Here is a 19,816-nt window from a genome sequence, read left to right as displayed (position 1 = left end):
CATTTTTGAACATGATAAGCGCATTTAACATTTATTTAAACTCTAACCATTAGTTAAAGACAAGGGTTATAATTAAATCGCTATTCTCATAAGGTGATAAACAATATTTGAACATTAAACAATGCTTTGTTAAACACATTAAATAGTACATTTGCGGATAAATATATCGATACTACACAAAATACAATAATTCTTTAATCATTTTTTAGCAAGAGCGAAACCTTTACTGAATAAGGTAAGTAACAAAGAATAATGAAAGTTTCAATAATAACGGCCACATATAACGCAGCGAAAACACTTCAATCAACCATTGATTCAATTACTGAACAATCGTACAGAAATATTGAATATATAGTAATTGATGGAGATTCGAAGGATAATACTAAGCAAATTATTGCCGATAACAAACAGTATATAAGCCGGCATATTTCTGAACCTGATAAAGGCATTTATGATGCCTTAAACAAAGGACTAAATAAAGCCACAGGTGATATAATTGGATTTCTACATGCTGATGATATCTTTAAATCGGAAGACACCATACAAGGAATTGTTTCTCTTTTTGAAAACACAAAATCGGATGGTGTATATGGCGATTTAGAATATGTTGCTACCGATAATACCAATAAAGTAATTCGATATTGGAAAAGTAAGGCATTTAAGTATAAAATGCTTAAAGCAGGATGGATGCCAGCACACCCTACTCTATTTTTAAGAAAAGAAGTTTACAAAACGTATGGGAATTTTGATACGCGTTTTAAGATAGCTGCAGATTATGATTTTATTTTACGCGTTTTTAAAAACAAAACCCTTAACTTTTCGTATTTACCAAATGTTATAACAAAAATGCGACTGGGTGGAGCTAGTAATAAAAGCCTTACGAATATTATAACCAAATCAAGGGAAGATATTCAGGCTTTAAGAAATAATAAGATTGGAGGGTTTCATACCATAATTTGGAAAAACCTATCTAAGCTTCCTCAATTTATAAAACGTTAAAATATTAGGCTATTTAATACCCTAGTTTACCAATTAAGACATTAATGAAATTAAAAACACACTTATATAAAATTTTATTTATAGCAATTATTTGCGCTTCTCATCAAACTAAAGCTCAAGAAGTAAGCTACTATGATAATTGGCAATTCCACCCTTTTGGCAAAGTACTTTATCAACCCGGAACTAATTATCATACTTCGTTAAGACCAATTGACTATACGAAACTACAGCAATTAACGAATGTTGACTCTATTTTGTATGACGGTATAAAAGTACCAGATGGAAAATTAAATATCTGGAAACGCTTCTTACATGATGATTTAATTAAATGGGAAAACGAAGATTGGTGGGTTAAGATAAACCCTCTTTTTGATTTTAATGTTGGACAAGAACGCATTGAAAATAAAACCACATGGACTAATACACGTGGCATCTCAGTAGATGGAAAATTAGGTAAAAGCTTCTATTTTTATGCTGACTTTTACGAGAATCAAGCGGTATTCCCAAATTACATCGATGACTTTGTTAGAACCAACAAAGTTGTTCCCGGGCAAGGAAAAAGTAAGAACTTTGCCAACGAAAGTCCGCACGACTTTTCTCAGGCTACTGGTTATATATCCTTTAATGCCTATAAAGAATATATTAATATTCAGATGGGTAATGGCAAAATGTTTATTGGTGATGGTCATCGTTCTCTATTACTTTCTGATAATGCTTTTAGCTATCCATTTTTACGACTAAACGCTGAGTTTGGTAAAATAAAATATATGATACAATGGGCACAACACCGTGATTTAAATATTGATCCAGCCTTAGAGGGTAACGATGCTCGTTACCCTGAGAAATATTCTATTTCGCATTACCTCACCGCTAACATAGGAAACAGGCTTTCCCTTGGTTTTTTTGAGAATGTTGTATGGGCTGCGCAAGATACTATGGGTTATAGAGGTTTTGATTATACTTACTTGAATCCATTTGCTTTTTTTAGACCAATAGAATATGCGACAGGATCACCTGACGCTGTAACAATGGGATTAAATGCAAAGTATATTGTAGGAAACAAGAGTGCATTCTATGGACAATTCGTTTTAGGTGAATTTAAGTTTGACGAGGTATTTGGAGGCAATAAGTGGTGGGCCAATAAACATGGATTTCAACTAGGTTTTAAAAGCTTTGATGTGTTTAAAATAAACAAACTCGACTTCCAAACCGAGTATAATCAGGTTAGGCCTTACACCTATTCTCACCGAGAAAGCATTACTAATTACGGACACTATAACCAATCATTGGCGCATCCTTTGGGGGCAAACTTTAGAGAAAGTGTTACCCATATCAAATATCAATACCGACGCTTCATTTTTAATGCCGAGTTTATGTTAGCCATGTATGGCAAGGATTATGAAGATGATGATATTAGCTGGGGTAAAGATATTTATAAAAGTAATCAAAACAGACCCGGTGATTACGGCCATTACATAGGTCAGGGTTTAAAAACTAACTTATATTATACTGATTTAAGTGTTAGTTACCTTATCAACCCAAGAAATAACTTCAATATTGCCCTTGGAACAAGGCTAAGAAGAGAAAGTAATAATTTACAAGTATTAGAAACACAGCAAGTTTGGTTTGCAATCAGAACAAGCTTAAAGAACTTATATTATGACTTCTAAACATCGCTATTAGAAGTCATTATAAAGTAGATCTATTAAATTACTGAAGAGCTATTCCATTTTCTATCATTAGATAAACCAACAGCATAGCAATAGTAATTGCAAAAAGTACAGGAGGTAAAAAACTACGCTTAACAAACACCTGACTACTTGGCACATGTTTATTCCAAAACCAATGTTCCATTAAATAAACCCCTCCTAAACTAGCAGGAACGCTAAGTATAGTGGCCGATGGTCCGAAGAAGTTCAATACGACTCCTTGCAATAATGAATATGCTAATCCAGCAAGAACAACATTACGCGCAATATCTTTTTTTCCTAATCGAGAAAAATTAATTGCCATTAAAATACTACCTCCAAATACCGAAAACAGCACCCCGAAAATCCTCATAAAAAATGGACTATATAATTCTGGAGCAGGTAAATTTACTGCCTGAGCATCCTCCGCTATCGTATCAATAATTGAGTTGGCTTTTTTCTGGCTCAAAACACCATCTAATTTAGATTCTAGCATTACCAATGCTTCATTTCTAACACCTCTCTTTTCGAGTTCCCAAATTGCTGCTACAATAGCACCTTCTTGATATCGGTTTTCGTTATTTATATATTCGTACAACTCAGCTTCTGATTTGGTGGTCATTTTAGCTGAGTACTCATTTTCTTTTTGCATTATTCTTATTTTAGAATCGCAAATTTAAAGAATTACTAATACAATCTTAGATGCAGCTTATAAATAATTAATAAGATGAAGAATTCTGCTATTATGATATTAAAAGAATCACACAAGAAATCAATGTAATAACAACGCTAATATTTTTGAATAATTGAGCAGGTATCACAGCGTTTAATCGCTTACCGAGCACTGCACCTATTAATAGAATAGGTGCAAAAACAAGAACCATTTCAATAGATTGACGCGAAATTAAACCGGCAATAAAATATCCAACAACAGCAACAATAGAGGTAACGATGCTAAACCATGCAAATACTTCTCTGAAAGTTTGATTGCTGGTATTAGTCTGATTTAAAAATAAAGCCAATGGAGGTCCACTCACTGAAATACTTCCTGTTAAGAAACCAATGATAGAGCCGGCCAAGCTATAAGTCCACTTAGGCAAATTTATGTTTGTCCGAACTTTAAAAATCGATAGCAAGCACAAAATAATGAATAGGCCAGATACAATTTGAATAAGAAAACCTTCATCAATAAACTTTAATACCCCAACACCAGATAATGTAAAAATACCGCCAAATATAATGAGGCTCGTAAACTTCTTATCTATCAATTTCTTCTCCTTTTTTTGAAGTATAATAAATACTGAAGCCAATAAATTGCACATTACCAATACTGGTATTAATTCTTTTGGGCTGTACCAGATCATTAAAAGCGGAAGAGATAACAGGGCAAAACCGAAACCCGTAATGCCTTTTAAAAGGCTACTAAAAATTACAACAACAATTGCACCGATGTTAACCATATCTATTGCATTAAAAAGATTAAGGAACCAACTGATATAAAAATCCACAAACTAATACCCATTATAAAACTTTTAAGTCCTGCTTGCTTAGCACTTTTCAATGAAATACTAGACCCAATTAAAAACAGCGCAACTACCATCCCTTTTTTACCCAACCATGCAAAGCTTGGATAAATACCATTTAATGTTGGAACGAAATACGAGAAAATAATAGCGCCTACAAACAATAGAATAAACCACGGGAATTGGATCTTTCCGGTTTCCTGCCCTCTTGAAAAAAACATAACTACTAAGGATAAAGGAATGATCCACAATGCCCTTATTAACTTTACTGTTGTGGCAATTTGTAATGCGGTTTCTCCGTAAATAGCGCCTGCACCAACAACCGAACTGGTATCGTGGATAGCAATTGCTGCCCATTTACCGAAAGTATATTCATCCATATTTAAAGCATGCCCTACCAATGGGAATAAAACTAAGGCAATGGCATTCAATATAAAGACCACTGCTAAAGAAAAGGATATCTGTTCATTTTTACTATTTGTTAGAGGAGCTATTGCAGCTATGGCGCTTCCTCCACATATGGCAGTTCCCGAAGCTATTAGTAAACCCACCTTTGTATCAATCTTCAATAAGCGGGTTAATACAAAACCCAAAGACATCACCAATATAACGGATACCGCAGTGCCTAGTAAACCATCTTTGGAGGCTTCTAAAACATCAGGTAATTTCATTCCAAAACCCATCAAAACAACAGATCCTTTTAAAAAGAGTGAAGAGTACTTCGAGACATCAGCATTCTTAAAACCTAATGCTGAAAATAAAATTCCAATACCTAATGCAATTGCTGGAGAAACAAATGGCATAAAGCAGAATACCATTGTGCCAATAAATAAGTAATTAATCTGTTTATTTGTGAGTTTCATACCTTATCTTTTTTTACAAAGATATCCACCCACTATAACCAAAGCAAATAGTATTTTTTTATATCGAATAACTAAAAGTTATATTGATTGACAAAATTAATAAACATCGATGCCAGCTTATTTTCATAACCATGGCGCATAACCACACGTAACTCACGGTTTATAATGAGGCCTTTTACATTTAGTCTGATAATCCGATTCTGATGTAGCTCATTTAAAACGGACTGCTCTGACACAATAGCAATTCCATCAAAATCGTGAAGAAACGACTTTATTGCTTCGGTACTTCCCAGGTGAATTAATGTATTTAATTCCTCTGCCAAAACACCAGCCTCTTTAAGTTTTGTCATTACCACCTCCAAGGTACCTGAGCCTTTTTCGCGCAGAACTAATGGCATTTCTTTAAACTCGCTTAGACTAATTTGTTTTCGTTTGGCATAAATACTTTTAACCCCAGTTACCACAAGTAATTCGTCATCCATAAATTTTGAGTACTTTAAATCGGAATGGACAGTATCGTTTTCTAATAAACCAACATTTACTTCGTTATTCATTAAAGCTTGTTCTACTTTAAACGAATTCCCACTTATTAAGTCGAGTTGTATTTTAGGGTATCGCTTGTGAAACGAAGCCATCATTTTGGGTAAAATATAATTAGATATTGTTGAACTAGCTGCTAAGGTAAGCTCCCCTTTAAAAGTATCATTAAGCCTACCAATCTCAAATTCCATATTTTGGTATAACTGTTCAATTTTCTTTAAATTTGAGTAGGCCAACTTACCTGCCTTAGTTAAATAAATCCGATTTCCTTTGCGTTCAAAAACAGATATTTGCAACTTTCTTTCCAACTCTTTAATATGTTTGGTTACTGCGGGCTGACTGATAAACAACTCACTTGCAGCTTTAGAAAAGCTTAAATTCTCGGCTACAACTAAAAACACTTTATCTCTATAATCCATAACTAAACAGAAATCTATTTACGCTTAATGAGTTTAAGTTAGCACAAAAAAAATGTCCTTATATCATGTTTTATAAACACAATAAAAGAACACGCTTAATATTTTTTATTTCGGATAAATCGAACTCTATTTATTTTCGTAGAGCCTATTATCTTTAGCATAGGCTAAATCCTTTTTAGTACCTAGCAAATGCCCAATACTTCCTCCAATAATAGTTGTAAATATAAGGCTTACAATTAAGGCAAATAAACCTTCAAATAAAGACCCAATGGAAAAGCCTAATGCAATACCAAAACTTAAGCCTAAAATAATTCCAAATGACCTATGGTAATTTACCGGTCTAAATTTAAATTGCTGCTGCAGGTATCGTTCAAACTCAGCTAATCGCCTATTTACGTATGATCCCTTATTATTAACTTTAGCTTGTATACCAAGGTTTGCAATCTGTTGTTCAATAGATTTTATCTCATCAACTGACAGGTCTTTCTTATTCAAGTCTTTTAAAACAACAACAAATCTGTTTAAAGCCTTCTTTTCAGACTCGCTTTTTGTTTCTTCTAACTGCTCGTTAAAGAAAACAATAGTATTATCTAATCCCATAACAGTAGATTTAAGTTAGCTCTTAAAATATTAAATTATTATCCCCATAATAATTGAGTGTAATGTTAATCAATTTATTGATATTTAACACATAAGTTTAACACTTATTTACAATGACTTTTTACATATTAAATTTTACATATGTAAAAATATTATTCTAAGCCTCACCACAGGCCTACTAGCAGTAAAATATCCCTTGTAATAACATTATGTTGGATTAACAAACAACACCCCAAACCAATTTAATAGCGAATAATAGTACGTTTAGATATAAACTTTTGATCATCATAAATTAAACTGAGAATTAAAATTATAGATGCCAATAGTAAGCTTACCATGCCTAAGCCCAAATTAATATATAGAATTGTTGCAACGAGACCACCTATAAAAAAGAAAGCTATTATGGAAATACGCAATGAGATTGTTGATTGAATTTCCCTACGCTTCACCTTATCTTTTTCAAAAAGAAGTTGAGCCAATTCTATACCTAAATCTGTAAATAATCCGGTTAGGTGGGTTGTGCGCACAACGGCATTGGATATTTTAGTAACAAATGAATTCTGAAGTCCCATTGACAGTAATAGCAAGTTGCTTATTACAAAAGAATGCTCCTCCATATTTAAGCCAATTATTACAATGAATATTAACAATAATGCTTCAAGAAGTATTGGAACGAGGTACACATTTAATTTTCGATTATGCCTAAAAAATTCCATAATCAAGTTTGATATAAACGAACCAAAGAGAAATGAACTTACATAAGTTAAAAACACAAGTCCTCCCCTAATATTTAACTGCGACACTTTTTGAACGAAAAAAGCAAAATGACCTGTTACATTAGTGGTTAATATATCCAACGATAGTAAACCGGTAATATTTACCAAGCCTGCTACGAAAGATAAAACTACTGCTAATCTCAAATTGTGTGTTAAAGTGCGAGTATTTCCTTGATGCTTGAACATTGGTTTTATTTTAAGGCGAAATTAACAAAATAAAGTTTCTTACACAGTCAATCACTTACTATAAAAATAGACGATAATTGTACTAATTGATATTTTTCGTACATTTACGAAAATTCTGTACTAAAATGACATCTACAAAACAACCAAAATTAATTGCCATAAGTACTAAAGGAAAAGACCTTTTCTGGAAATATGGTATTAAACGTGTTAGTATTGAGGAAATATGTAGAGAAGCAAAAGTTAGTAAAATGACTTTCTATAAATTCTTCCCCAATAAAATAGCCCTTGTTCATTCAATCCTATCCGAAATTTATGATGAATCGTTAAACGAATTCAAAGAAATCTTGTCATCAAATATTGAATTCACAGAAAAGATGAAACAGCTCTTTATTCTCAAACGAAAAAGCGCCCAAGGTATTAGTATCGAACTATTAAAAGATATCAATCAATTACAGGATGATAAATTATCCTTATTAATAGAAGAAAAAGGAAAGGAGTCTCTCAATTTGTTTATTGATTTCTTAATTGAATCTCAGAAAAATAAACTGATGAGATCTGACATAAAAATAGACTTTGTTTTATTTCAATTAAATCAAATGAATTTAATATTTGAGAATCCTAATTTAGTAAATCAATATGAGAACCCTGAAGAGTTGATCATGGAATCCATGCGATTTTTATTTTATGGCTTAGGAGTTCGAGATGAATAAAATCTTACACATATCAATTCTAATTTTCGCCTCATTAAACGCGTTTTCGCAATCGAAAGAAGAAGAAAACAAACTCGAGTTTAAAGGTCAACTATCTAGTTGGGTGCATTATAATAACAATAATACATATCCCGTTTATGTAGGCACTCGTTATATCCCGCAACTAAATTATGAATTCAACACTAATACAAATTATAAAATCGATTTTGAAGCTTCGGCCAATGCTGTTGGCGATGTGGGAATTCAATTTTGGGACAAAGCAGAGGGTAACGCTAGCCTAAACCCTTATCGTTTATGGGGAAGATATTCTACAGATCAACTTGAGGTTAGAATAGGCCTCCAAAAAATTGACTTTGGTACGGCTCAAATTTTACGTGCGCTGCGTTGGTTCGATCAAGTAGATCCGCGCGATCCGCTACAACTAACTGATGGGGTTTATGGTGCTCTTGCTAGGTATTACTTTCTAAACAATGCCAATATATGGTTATGGAGCTTATATGGGAATAACAACCAAAAAGGGATGGAAGTAATTGGCACTAATAAAACTATTCCAGAATTTGGTGGTAGAATTCAATTTCCAGTACCCATGGGAGAAACCGGAATTTCTTATCATCATAGAGTGGCAAACTCAGAGGAATTTGAAGGTGTGATTCCTGAATATGAAAAGATCCCTGAAAACAGAATAGGAATAGACGGCAAATGGGATTTGGTTGTTGGTCTTTGGTTTGAAGGTGCATATGTAAATAAATCGAAATATGTAGGCGCACTAACGCATCAACAAATATTTACTTTAGGAAGTGATTATACTTTTAACCTTGGTGCTGGACTTAATGTAACCCTTGAGCATATGCTTTTCTCTAACGATGAAAATGCTTTTGAGTTTGCCAATACAAATAACAACACAGCTCTTTCGATGATGTATCCCATAGGAATGTTTGATAATATACAAGCAATAAGCTACTATAACTGGGAACAAAAACAGATTTATAATTTCGTAAATTGGTTTCGTAGTTTCGACAAAACCACATTTTACTTAATGGCATACTGGAATCCCGAAAATGCAGTAGTCCCTACTGGAGGAATACAAAATCTATATGCAGGAAAGGGCATTCAATTTATGTTTGTATTTAACCATTAAAACAAAATCAACAACAATTCATATATAATGAACATCATACAATTAAATAACTTAGTAAAAAGATATCCTGTTGGTAACGGAGAGTTTACTGCCTTAAATGATATTAATTTAAATTTTAAGGAGGGCGAATTCACTGGACTTGTAGGCCCTAGTGGATCTGGTAAAACAACTCTATTAAATATCATTGGATCTTTAGATACTCCAAGCGATGGGAGTGCCATTGTTATGGATAAGTCAATTGCTGAGTTAAGTCACAAAGAGGCAGCTATGCTGAGAAATCAACATATCGGATTTATTTTTCAAACCTATAACCTACTACCTGTTTACACGGTATATGAAAATGTTGAATTCCCACTTCTGCTTCAAAACAAAAATGCGGCACAACGCAAAAGTGCAGTAATGGAGGCTTTGGAGTGGGTTGGATTAACGGATAAGGTAAAGTCGAAACCTAGCATGTTATCTGGAGGAGAGTGTCAACGTGTTGCTATAGCTCGTGCCATGGTTAAAAAGCCACAAATTGTTTTAGCTGACGAGCCTACTGCTAATCTCGATTCAAAAAATTCGCATCATATTCTGCAAACCATGCAAAAGCTAAATAAGGAATTGGGCGTAACTTTTCTATTTTCTACACATGATGAAAAAGTAATGCAATATTTAAATAGACTTATTTCGCTCGAGGATGGTAAAGTAATCAGTGACACTATAAAAAATGCTTAAATGATTGCCTTAAAACTCGCATATAAAAATTTAGTTGGTGCAGGTTTGCGCACTTGGCTGAATGTTTCTGTTCTTTCATTCGCATTTGTGCTGATGATATTTTATAACGGAATGATTGAAGGTTGGAATCGGCAAGCCCGCAACGATACCCAAGACTGGGAAATTGGTCAAGGCCAGTATTGGGAACCTTCATTCGACAGATACGACCCATATACCTACCAAGATGCTCATCAAATTATATCAGAACCAATTATACAACAAATAAAAGAAGGCTTACTCACTCCCATTTTATTAGTACAAGCCAATATGTACCCTCAAGGTAGGATGCAGAACGTATTACTGAAAGGGGTTGATCCAGAGCAAAATATTTTAAAATTACCCACGTCGGATTTAAGGTTTCGCTCAAATGAAACCAACGCAATAATAGGTAAACGCATGGCTGATGAAAATAAACTGAGTGTTGGAGATAAAGTATTGGTGCGTTGGCGCGATAAAAATGGAATGTTTGATGCAATAGAAATTAAGATTGCATCCATCTTTAAAACGGATGTTCCTTCAGTTGAAAATGGCAATATGTATCTCAACATTGAAGTGTTGCAAAAAATGACTGGAATGACAAATGAGGCAAGCATCTTAGTTGCTGGTAAGGATTCTAAATTAGACGATATTACAAATTGGGAATTTAAAACACCCGACTTTTTATTAGCTGATTTTGATGCTATGATACAATCCAAAAAAGCCGGAGGAATTATTATGAGTGGCCTCCTCCTTATAATTGCACTCTTAGCCATATTCGATACGCAAGTATTGTCAATTTTTCGACGACAAAAAGAAATTGGAACCTACATTGCAATGGGTATGACACGCTCTCAAGTAGTAGGTGTTTTCACCGTTGAAGGAGGAGCACATAGCATTTTAGCTGCACTAGTTGGAGCTATCTATGGCATACCACTATTCATATGGCTCAACAAGGTTGGCATTCCAATGGCGGCAAACTCGCAAGATGCGGGCATCACCATTGCCGATACCATTTACCCTTACTATAGCTTAGGATTAATAATAAGCTCACTCCTATTGGTTATTATTTCGGCAACAATAGTAAGTTATATGCCAGCACGTAAAATTGCGAAACTTAAACCAACAGAAGCTTTAAAAGGAAAAATTCAATAACGAATAACTCAAGGCTTTTCTATAATTACATACAAAACTCGCATATAAAAACTTAATTAACTCAATACTAAGCTCAAGTAAACATTGAGCAACAAAAATATAAGAAGACTAATTATACTCAAATGATACAATTTCTATTTAAAGGTATATTACGAGATAAAAGCCGAAGTTTGCTGCCGGTTATTATTATTTCCATTGGGGTTTTTCTAACCATTTTTATGAGTGGATGGATGAAGGGTATCTTTACAGATATGATTGACCTTAATGCCAAATTTACAACAGGCCACGTTAAGGTAATGACCCAAGCCTATGCTGAAAACGAAAAGCAATTGCCTAATGATTTAGCGCTGATGGATGCCAATCAATGGGTGAGTATCTTGCAAAAAGAGAATTCAGAAATGGAATGGGTACAACGCATCCACTTCGGAGGCCTGCTGGATGTTCCGGATAGCAATGGGGAAACTCGGGCACAAGGTCTGGCCATCGGAAAAGCAATTGATTTACTAAGCCCAAACTCGCACGAGGCCAACAGAATGAATATTACCAAATCATTGGTTAAAGGAAGCCTGCCTAGCAAAAACGGACAAGCCTTAATCAGTAATGATTTTGCAGAACGATTTAGAGTAAACGTAGGTGATGATATTACTTTATTTGGATCTACCATGCATGGAAGTATGACCTTTCAAACTTTTAAAGTCTCGGGCACTTTAAATTTTGGAATGAGTGCCCTCGATAGAGGTGCCATAATTATTGACATTAGCGATGCCCAACAAGCCTTAGATATGCTTGATGTTACCAGCGAAATATTGGGGTATTTTAACGGCGACTATAACGATAATCAGGCTGAACTTATTAAAACCAATTTCAATAATAAGTACACCAAAGCCGATGATGAATATTCACCACAAATGTATAAACTTACCGATCAAGGCGGACTAAAAGAGATGTTAATGCAAGCTGAAAATATGACTAGTATAATGGTATTTATATTTATCGTAGCCATGTCAATTGTTTTATGGAATACTGGCCTATTGGGCGGTCTGCGTCGTTATAGCGAGTATGGCGTTCGCTTAGCTTTGGGCGAAGAAAAAAGCCACATCTATAAAACCATCCTTTACGAAGCTATTATTATAGGCTCTATTGGTTCTGTTGTAGGGACAATATTCGGATTAGGTGCCTGCTTTTACCTCCAAGAGAATGGAATCGATTTTAGTGATTTAATGAAAAACGTAGATATGATGATGCCGCCAGTATACAGAGCTATAGTAACGCCTGATTTATTTTACATTGGCTTTATACCAGGCTTATTTGCCATGACTTTAGGTAATGCTCTTGCCGGATACTCAATCTACAAAAGAAAAACAGCCACTCTTTTTAAAGAATTAGAGGTCTAGTGGAGTTATAACTTTTTAATCAACAAAAAAATAAAATCATGAAATACATAGCCATCATCATATTAAGTCTTTTATCCATTTCAGTAGGGGCACAGACCGGTTCCGAAATTCTACAAAAAATCGACGATAACATGTCATCTGATAATCAAATTATCGAATCAAGCATGACAATTCATGGCAAGCGAAACAGCAGAACCATCACTTCCATTACCTATACCGTAGGAACTGAAAAATCGTTTACCGAATACCTTTCACCAGCTCGCGAAAAAGGCACAAAAATGCTAAAGCTAACTGATAAGCTTTGGATATACTCGCCTAGCACCGATCGTACCATACAAATATCCGGACACATGCTTCGTCAATCAGTAATGGGGTCTGATATGTCTTACGAAGATGCCATGGACGATAGAAAACTAAGTGAAGTATATGAAGCTAATATTATTGGAGAAGAAGAGTATGATGGTAAGACAGTATTTATTTTAGAACTCAAGGCCACAGTAACCGACATTGCATATTATAGCAGAAAAATGTGGGTCGACAAACAAAAGTTCATTCCCCTTAAGGAGGAACTCTATGCTAAAAGCGGACAACTATTAAAACAATTTACAGTAAGTGAGGTTAAAAAATTTAATAATAGATGGTATCCCACTAAAATGAATTACAAAGATATGCTTAAACAAGGAAAAGGAACAGATATGAATGTTATCAGCATTAAATTCAATCAAGATATTCCTGAATATATATTTACAAAAGCCGCACTAAAACAGTAAGGTGCTAAATGACAATTTTGTCCTTGTATCCGAAGTAAATATATTTCTGCTTAAAAAAGGCTTGGGGCAAACACGCAAGCCTCTTATAAGCAGAAACGACACTCTTATTCTCAAACGTAAGTAATATTTCACTACTCCACACCTCCTACGGTTAACTCAACCCTGTAAATAGAGGTACGTGCTGTAATAAATAAGTGATTCCTATTTTCACCACCAAAACAAACATTAGTTGGCCGTTCTGGTATTTTTATTGAATTGACCAACTCCCCTGAAGGCGAATAAACATCTACAGTTGATTCACCACGTGGCGTTATGTATACATTGTTTTTAATATCTATTGTCATTCCATCGCAGCCCACTCCAACAAAAAGAGTTTTATTCTGTAATACTCCATTTTTATCAATATCGTACTTATAGGTTTTTCCAGCTTGGGCATCGGTAACATATAGTGTTTTGCCATCAGGCGCACCTATTAAACCATTTGGTTTTTCAAGATCATCGCAAACACGGGTTACAATATTGCTTTTAGGATGAATGTGATACACATGCATTCCATCTTGGAGAATATCAGAATCATTGCCTCCGTATAAAGGATCAGTAAAATAAACACCTCCCTTTTTATCTACCCAAATATCGTTAGGCTGATTAAATCGAATACCCTTATATTCACTTGCCACTATCTTATAATCACCATTTCGACTGATTGATGTAATTTGTCCTTTTTCACCTTCGCAAACCAACAAATTACCTTTTTTATCGAAATACAAACCATTGGCACGTCCACTATTTACTTTAAAAGTATCCAGCTCTTGATTTATACTCCACCTCATTATAAGATGTTGACGTACATCCGTAAAAAACACATTGCCTTCCTTATCCACTGCAGGACCTTCGGTAAAGACAAAACCACCCGCTAACTTTTCAACCTCGCCAATAATAACTGGAGCTGATTCGAATTTACTTGTAGCACTATTCTGAGAATACAATTTATTTGTAAAGAAAAGACATGCAATTACAATTTGAAGAAATATTTTTACTTTCATAAAATTAAGAATTAAAGTTAAACAACCTTTTTCAGGCTATGCAATGGCTTTAGTGTAAACTATACAAAACGCAACTTAAAGCTAATCAAAGTAAAAATGTAATCATAATGAATTGAATACCAAATCCAGTATAAGAAAAGCTATGCTTCTTTATTAATTCATAGATAAAAAGGTAATACCCATTACCCTTAAAAAGAACTACTCTATAATTAATTAACACCTCCCAATTCATTAATCAAATTAGCCTATAAACTAAGCAAGTACGGAGCGTATCACATACGTTTACCCCCTATCATAATACTAGTATAAACATGCAGAAAACCAAACAGCCTTGGTTTTTACCCTGTTTAGTACCCGTTTATATTGAGCTCTAAATTCCATATTTGTATTACGACTTAAAAATATACTTCTAATGGAATTACTTAAACGCTCATTGATTACCTCGCTATTTGTTCTTGCTTTAAGCTCTGTTTATTGTAATGCACAAAACACTGCAAGCAAACCCAACATCATTATTTTTATGGCTGATGATATGGGATATCAGGATGCAGGATTTACAGGAGCAACAGATATACTTACTCCCAACCTTGATAAAATAGCAGCTTCAGGAGCAATATTCACGCATGGCTACGCAAACCATTCGTTTTGTGCACCAAGTAGAGCCGCATTACTCTCGGGACGTTACCCTTATCGTTTTGGCTTCGAAACAAATCCGGCTTATGACCCGGCTAACCCAAACTTAGGAATAAGCAAGAGTGAAAAATTATTTCCTGAGCGCTTACAAGAAGTTGGCTATAAAACTGGCGCCATAGGAAAATGGCACTTAGGTGCTGCTGAAGATTTTCATCCGAATAACAGAGGCTTCGATTATTTTTATGGTTTTCTAGGTGGTGGTCATGATTATTTCAGAATAGACATGACAAAACCCGTATGGGAAGCATATTTACAAGGATTGGTTCGCAATAAACGACCTGCTGATTTCGAAGGGTATTTAACCACAGCCTTAAGTCACGATGCAGTAAACTTTGTAAACGAAAATAAAAACAACCCATTCTTTTTGTACCTAGCTTACAATGCCCCACACATGCCATTGCAAGCCCCTAAAGAAGATATTGAACGTTACGCACACATTAAAAATAAAAAACGCCAAGTATATGGCGCTATGATTGATGTTATGGACCGCGGTATTGGCGAGGTAATGAACGCACTAAAGAAGAACGATATTTACGAGAATACCTTGGTTTTCTTTTTAAGTGATAATGGTGGTCCAATAGGCTCTACCAAGCAGCCAACTAAAGGAAATGGGTCAAGCAACAAACCTTTCAGAGGAGGAAAAGGCAACTTTTACGATGGTGGGGTACATGTACCATTTATCGCATCTTGGCCCGCACAAATACCAGCCAATACGGTAATTGAATACCCTGTAAACTCACTCGATATTGCACGAACTGCCGTTGCTGTTGCAGGTGCTAATGCCAACACGTCTCCTCAAATGGAAGGCGTTGATTTAATCCCATTTGCCTCAGGTAAAGATAAAGGTGCTCCGCATCAGTTCATTTATTGGCGTGGCGGCAATGGAAAAAACTGGGCCATATTAGCATCTGATAAAATGAAAAGTGTAAATGACAAAGACAGCAATAAACCTGAATTATATTATTTACCAGATGATGCTAGTGAAGCTAAAGATTTAATGAGCAAGCACCCCGAACGTGCAGAGGTACTTTACAAAAGTTGGACTGAATGGAACAAAAATAATATTCCATGTAATATGCTTGGTTATAAAGACTATCATAAAAAGAGAGATCAGTTTTATGAAGGTGCTTTACCAAAGAATCCTCAAAAAGTTAAAAAGCAAAAACACGAATAAAGGCGATACAAAGACATAATAGTCTTTAACTATAATTCGAAGAAACAAACTAAAAAATAATATGAAAAAAATACAACTCGCACTATTTATACTTCTGATGGCTATAATATCAGCGTGTAATGGAAAGGTGAAAAAAATAGGGACTCCTAAAAAGCCAAATATTTTGTTCATCATGTCTGATGATCATACATCGCAAGCCATTGGTGCATATGGCAGTCGTTTGGCAAAACTAAATCCTACACCAAATATTGATAGAATTGCAAACGAAGGTATGTTATTTGAAAATGCCTTCTGCACAAATGCGATATGTACACCATCAAGAGCAACAATCATTACAGGGCAATATAGTCAGGCTAACGGGGTACTAGATTTAGACGGACACCTACCTGCCAACAAGCAATATCTACCGCAAGAAATGCGAAAAATAGGATACGAAACTGCGGTAATTGGCAAATGGCATTTGAAAGATCAGCCTAATGCTTTTGATTATTACAAGGTATTTTACAACCAAGGCGAATATTTTAATCCGGTTATGTACGAAAAAGGTAGCACCGACTCAGTATATAATTATAAGGTTCATCGTGCAAAAGGTACGTTCGCAGGTAAAAGATACGAGGGTCATTCGTCTGATATTGTAACAGATGCCTCACTCAATTGGTTACAGAACAAGAGAGATAAAAGCAAGCCATTTATGCTTTTACATCATTTTAAAGCACCACATGATATGTTTGAATTTGCACCACGCTATTCAAATTATCTAGAGGATGTTGAGATTCCTGAACCTGCCAGCTTATATGATAACCAAAATAATGGATCGGTAGCAACCAGAGGTTACAACAACAGTTTAATAGATACTATTGGTTCATCTATTGGTCATCGAAATGTAATACGTAACATGGGTATGCATATGGATATTGATCAAAGCCTACCGGAAAATGAATACAAAAAATTAGCTTATCAAGAGTACTTAAAAAGATACCTACGTTGCGTAAAAGGAGTAGATGATAATGTGAAACGTATTTTCGACTACCTTGAAAAAGAAGGTTTAATGGACAATACCATTATTGTATACACAGGAGACCAAGGCTTTATGCTTGGCGAACACGATTACATTGACAAAAGATGGATGTATGAAGAAGCTATGCGCATGCCATTTATGGTTCGCTACCCTAAAAAAATAGAAGCCGGAAGCAGAACAAATGCAATAGTAAACAACGCAGATTATGCACCAACTATCCTTGAGTTAGCTGGAGCTGAGACTCCTGAATATATGCAAGGACATAGCTTTGCTCATATACTTGAAACAGGTGAAGAACCTGATGGATGGCAACAAGCCACTTATTACAGGTATTGGATGCACATGGCACACAGACATAATAACCCAGCGCATTTCGGAATCAGAACAAAAGACTATAAGCTCATTATGTTTTATGGCGCTAATTACGATTCAAGATTTGCCAATTGGCAAGCTGAAGGCAAAAAGAAAAGGCCCGTACCGGCAATGAAAACACCTGTTGCATGGGAGTTTTACGATTTAAAATCGGACCCTAACGAAATGGATAATAAATACAGCAATCCTGAATATGCTCCAATTATCAAAGAACTTAAACAACAGTTGACTGCAAAAAGAAAGGAACTCAACGAGGAGGACAACAACTACCCGCAACTAAAAGAGATTATCGATGCGCATTGGGATGACATGTAAGCGTATCGATTTGAGTAAAATATAACACAACTATATAGGTTAGTGAAAAAGTAGCAAATCAGAGAGTGAATCTTCTGAATTGCTACTTTTTTTTGAGTAAAACAAACGGATCTCAGTACACTTTTATCTTCTCAAACTCTCTTTTGTCTATGGCTGATATCTGAAATCCCAATGCCTAGTTTGCTAAATACGTTATTTAATCTCCGATCCTTATCGGCAGCAATAAAATTGATCATACGCGAAGTGTAATTACCTTTAAAAGTACGACCCTGAAACGCATCGAGAAAGCCAAATGGAAAACACAATAAATAATATAACATACCCCCTAAAACATACCGCCTAGCAGTTGAATAATGATATTTATTACAACAAGCCACCTTATTTAGAAGCTATATGTATTAATTACTATTACTTATTTTAACAGATTTTTAATTTCTTTAAAACACATAAAAATTACATTTGCGGCTCACAAATAAACATATTAAGATGAAACCTATTCAATCTATAATAGCCGCTATGCTATTATCATTGACATTTGCTTGCAACAACTCTGGTAAAAAGGCATGTACAACGCATGAGAAACATGATGACACAGAACTTGCCCATTGGGGATACGAAGGGGATGAAGGCCCTGAGCAGTGGGATAAACTATGTCCGGCTTACTCAGAATGTAAGGGGCACCACCAATCGCCAATCGATATTTCATCCGACTTATCTACATCTACCGATATAGAAATACACCAAAATTACAGTTATGTTTCAGGTGTTGATTTTGTAAATAATGGTCATTCAATACAGGTTAACTTTAACGATGCTCAAAAGAACATGCTGAATGTGAATGGCAAAGATTTTATTTTAAAACAATTTCATTTCCATTTTCCAAGTGAGCATACTATTGATGGTAAAGAGTTAGCCGGCGAAGCGCACTTTGTACATGTATCTGAAGACGGGCATATCTCAGTACTAGGGGTATTTATTGAAGAAGGCGAACCGAATGATTTTATAGAAAGACTTACGCATCATATTCCCGCCAAAGAAGGTGAAACCACTACGGTTACTGAAAGTATTTGTGCGCAAAGTGCCTTTTCAGAACATGATGACTTTTATGTTTATGAGGGTTCGTTAACCACACCTCCTTGCACTGAAGGTGTAAACTGGTTTGTTAGAAAAACACATATGCAAGCCACACACGAACAGCTTGAAGCTTTGCACAAAGTAATGCCGGACCATAATAACAGACCTGTACAACCTTTATACGATAGAAAAATTGGTGAGTTAGCTGACCTGTAACTTAAACAAAAGCAAGGTATCTTGCCAGTCATAAAATAAAAGCCGCATTTATTAAGTGCGGCTTTCTTGTTTCGTATTGCTTAGTTATATGCGAGTAGGTGTATCAAAAAGTATGCTGTCTCAGTCTGTAATAATTTATACCAATACTACATTAACGTGAGTTCGATCTAAGCAGCCTTATTAATATGGTCATTATCTATGATGTCTATATTTAAAGAGGGTTTCTTAGGTAAGAAATGATATGCTATTAAACCAGCAATTAGATTTGAAAGAAAGTTTTCAAATGACCTGTGTCTCGTATGTTCAATTTGACAGATATTTTTTAGTTCATCGTTTACAGTTTCAATGAGAGCTCTCTTTTTGAGAAGAACTTTATCGTGTATGTGCATCAATGCATTCTTCATGTTCTTTTTTATTT

19 protein-coding genes are annotated in these 19,816 nt (G+C 34.9%); 11 read left to right on the top strand and 8 right to left on the bottom strand.

The features are described from left to right. The first annotated feature begins 252 nt into the window (after nt 1-252). Both QMO11_RS17440 and QMO11_RS17435 read left to right on the top strand, forming a co-directional pair. The gene (locus QMO11_RS17440; RefSeq protein ID WP_282038782.1) at nt 253-999 is read left to right on the top strand and encodes a glycosyltransferase family 2 protein; all 747 of its coding nucleotides are present in this window, start codon (nt 253-255) and stop codon (nt 997-999) included. A 44-nt stretch (nt 1,000-1,043) separates the two neighbouring features. Next, nucleotides 1,044-2,669 (top strand): hypothetical protein, encoded by a 1,626-nt coding sequence (locus QMO11_RS17435; RefSeq protein ID WP_282038780.1) that lies wholly within the window; start codon nt 1,044-1,046, stop codon nt 2,667-2,669. 40 nt (nt 2,670-2,709) lie between these two features. On the opposite strand, the gene QMO11_RS17430 is transcribed toward QMO11_RS17435, so the two are convergent. The 6 genes from QMO11_RS17430 to QMO11_RS17405 all read right to left on the bottom strand — a co-directional run bounded on the left by QMO11_RS17430 (nt 2,710) and on the right by QMO11_RS17405 (nt 7,594). Then, nucleotides 2,710-3,339 (bottom strand): hypothetical protein, encoded by a 630-nt coding sequence (locus QMO11_RS17430; RefSeq protein ID WP_282038778.1) that lies wholly within the window; start codon nt 3,337-3,339, stop codon nt 2,710-2,712. 91 nt (nt 3,340-3,430) lie between these two features. Further along, on the bottom strand, nt 3,431-4,147 hold the full coding sequence (locus tag QMO11_RS17425) for a sulfite exporter TauE/SafE family protein (RefSeq protein WP_282038776.1): 717 nt from the start codon (nt 4,145-4,147) through the stop codon (nt 3,431-3,433). 2 nt (nt 4,148-4,149) lie between these two features. Then, a complete protein-coding gene (locus QMO11_RS17420) occupies nt 4,150-5,073 on the bottom strand; it encodes a YeiH family protein (protein ID WP_282038774.1) in 924 nt (307 codons plus the stop codon). A gap of 71 nt (nt 5,074-5,144) precedes the next feature. Further along, a complete protein-coding gene (locus tag QMO11_RS17415) occupies nt 5,145-6,032 on the bottom strand; it encodes a LysR substrate-binding domain-containing protein (RefSeq protein WP_282038771.1) in 888 nt (295 codons plus the stop codon). Nucleotides 6,033-6,158: 126 nt separating this feature from the next. Then, the gene (locus QMO11_RS17410; protein WP_282038769.1) at nt 6,159-6,632 is read right to left on the bottom strand and encodes a hypothetical protein; all 474 of its coding nucleotides are present in this window, start codon (nt 6,630-6,632) and stop codon (nt 6,159-6,161) included. A 242-nt stretch (nt 6,633-6,874) separates the two neighbouring features. Next, nucleotides 6,875-7,594, bottom strand: coding sequence for a YoaK family protein (locus QMO11_RS17405; RefSeq protein ID WP_282038768.1), 720 nt, complete (start codon nt 7,592-7,594; stop codon nt 6,875-6,877). A gap of 125 nt (nt 7,595-7,719) precedes the next feature. Between QMO11_RS17405 and QMO11_RS17400 the strand changes: the two genes are divergently transcribed. The 6 genes from QMO11_RS17400 to QMO11_RS17375 all read left to right on the top strand — a co-directional run bounded on the left by QMO11_RS17400 (nt 7,720) and on the right by QMO11_RS17375 (nt 13,493). After that, nucleotides 7,720-8,304: a TetR/AcrR family transcriptional regulator gene (locus QMO11_RS17400; RefSeq protein WP_282038767.1), complete on the top strand. Its 585-nt coding sequence runs from the start codon at nt 7,720-7,722 to the stop codon at nt 8,302-8,304. Continuing rightward, entirely contained in the window at nt 8,297-9,442 is a 1,146-nt protein-coding gene (locus QMO11_RS17395; RefSeq protein ID WP_282038766.1) for a hypothetical protein, read from the top strand. Before QMO11_RS17400 ends, QMO11_RS17395 begins: the two co-directional genes overlap by 8 nt. A gap of 27 nt (nt 9,443-9,469) precedes the next feature. Further along, on the top strand, nt 9,470-10,159 hold the full coding sequence (locus tag QMO11_RS17390; protein ID WP_282038765.1) for an ABC transporter ATP-binding protein: 690 nt from the start codon (nt 9,470-9,472) through the stop codon (nt 10,157-10,159). Beyond that, nucleotides 10,160-11,329: an ABC transporter permease gene (locus QMO11_RS17385; protein ID WP_282038763.1), complete on the top strand. Its 1,170-nt coding sequence runs from the start codon at nt 10,160-10,162 to the stop codon at nt 11,327-11,329. It abuts the gene before it with no gap. A 122-nt stretch (nt 11,330-11,451) separates the two neighbouring features. Further along, nucleotides 11,452-12,723 carry an ABC transporter permease gene (locus QMO11_RS17380; protein WP_282038761.1) on the top strand — a complete coding sequence of 424 codons (1,272 nt, stop codon included), beginning with the start codon at nt 11,452-11,454 and terminating at the stop codon, nt 12,721-12,723. Nucleotides 12,724-12,761: 38 nt separating this feature from the next. Next, complete coding sequence (locus tag QMO11_RS17375) at nt 12,762-13,493, top strand: outer membrane lipoprotein-sorting protein (RefSeq protein ID WP_282038759.1); 732 nt, start codon at nt 12,762-12,764, stop codon at nt 13,491-13,493. A 131-nt stretch (nt 13,494-13,624) separates the two neighbouring features. Here QMO11_RS17375 and QMO11_RS17370 read toward each other — a convergent pair whose 3' ends face one another. Further along, nucleotides 13,625-14,536, bottom strand: a complete 912-nt coding sequence (locus QMO11_RS17370; RefSeq protein ID WP_282038757.1) for an SMP-30/gluconolactonase/LRE family protein — start codon at nt 14,534-14,536, stop codon at nt 13,625-13,627. A 412-nt stretch (nt 14,537-14,948) separates the two neighbouring features. Here QMO11_RS17370 and QMO11_RS17365 point away from each other — a divergent pair, with 412 nt between their 5' ends. The 3 genes from QMO11_RS17365 to QMO11_RS17355 all read left to right on the top strand — a co-directional run bounded on the left by QMO11_RS17365 (nt 14,949) and on the right by QMO11_RS17355 (nt 19,398). Beyond that, a complete protein-coding gene (locus QMO11_RS17365) occupies nt 14,949-16,403 on the top strand; it encodes a sulfatase-like hydrolase/transferase (RefSeq protein WP_282038755.1) in 1,455 nt (484 codons plus the stop codon). A gap of 61 nt (nt 16,404-16,464) precedes the next feature. Continuing rightward, complete coding sequence (locus QMO11_RS17360) at nt 16,465-18,108, top strand: sulfatase family protein (RefSeq protein ID WP_282038753.1); 1,644 nt, start codon at nt 16,465-16,467, stop codon at nt 18,106-18,108. 486 nt (nt 18,109-18,594) lie between these two features. Further along, nucleotides 18,595-19,398: a carbonic anhydrase gene (locus QMO11_RS17355; protein ID WP_282038751.1), complete on the top strand. Its 804-nt coding sequence runs from the start codon at nt 18,595-18,597 to the stop codon at nt 19,396-19,398. 167 nt (nt 19,399-19,565) lie between these two features. On the opposite strand, the gene QMO11_RS17350 is transcribed toward QMO11_RS17355, so the two are convergent. Next, on the bottom strand, nt 19,566-19,816 hold a 251-nt coding region (locus QMO11_RS17350; RefSeq protein WP_282038749.1), incomplete at its 5' end, for a transposase.

The organism is Saccharicrinis aurantiacus (genome assembly GCF_947489045.1).
GTDB classification, from domain to species: Bacteria; Bacteroidota; Bacteroidia; order Bacteroidales; family Marinilabiliaceae; genus Saccharicrinis; species Saccharicrinis aurantiacus.
The sequence above is the reverse complement of the archived record's forward strand: the minus strand, read 5'-3'. Positions and strand labels throughout refer to the sequence as shown.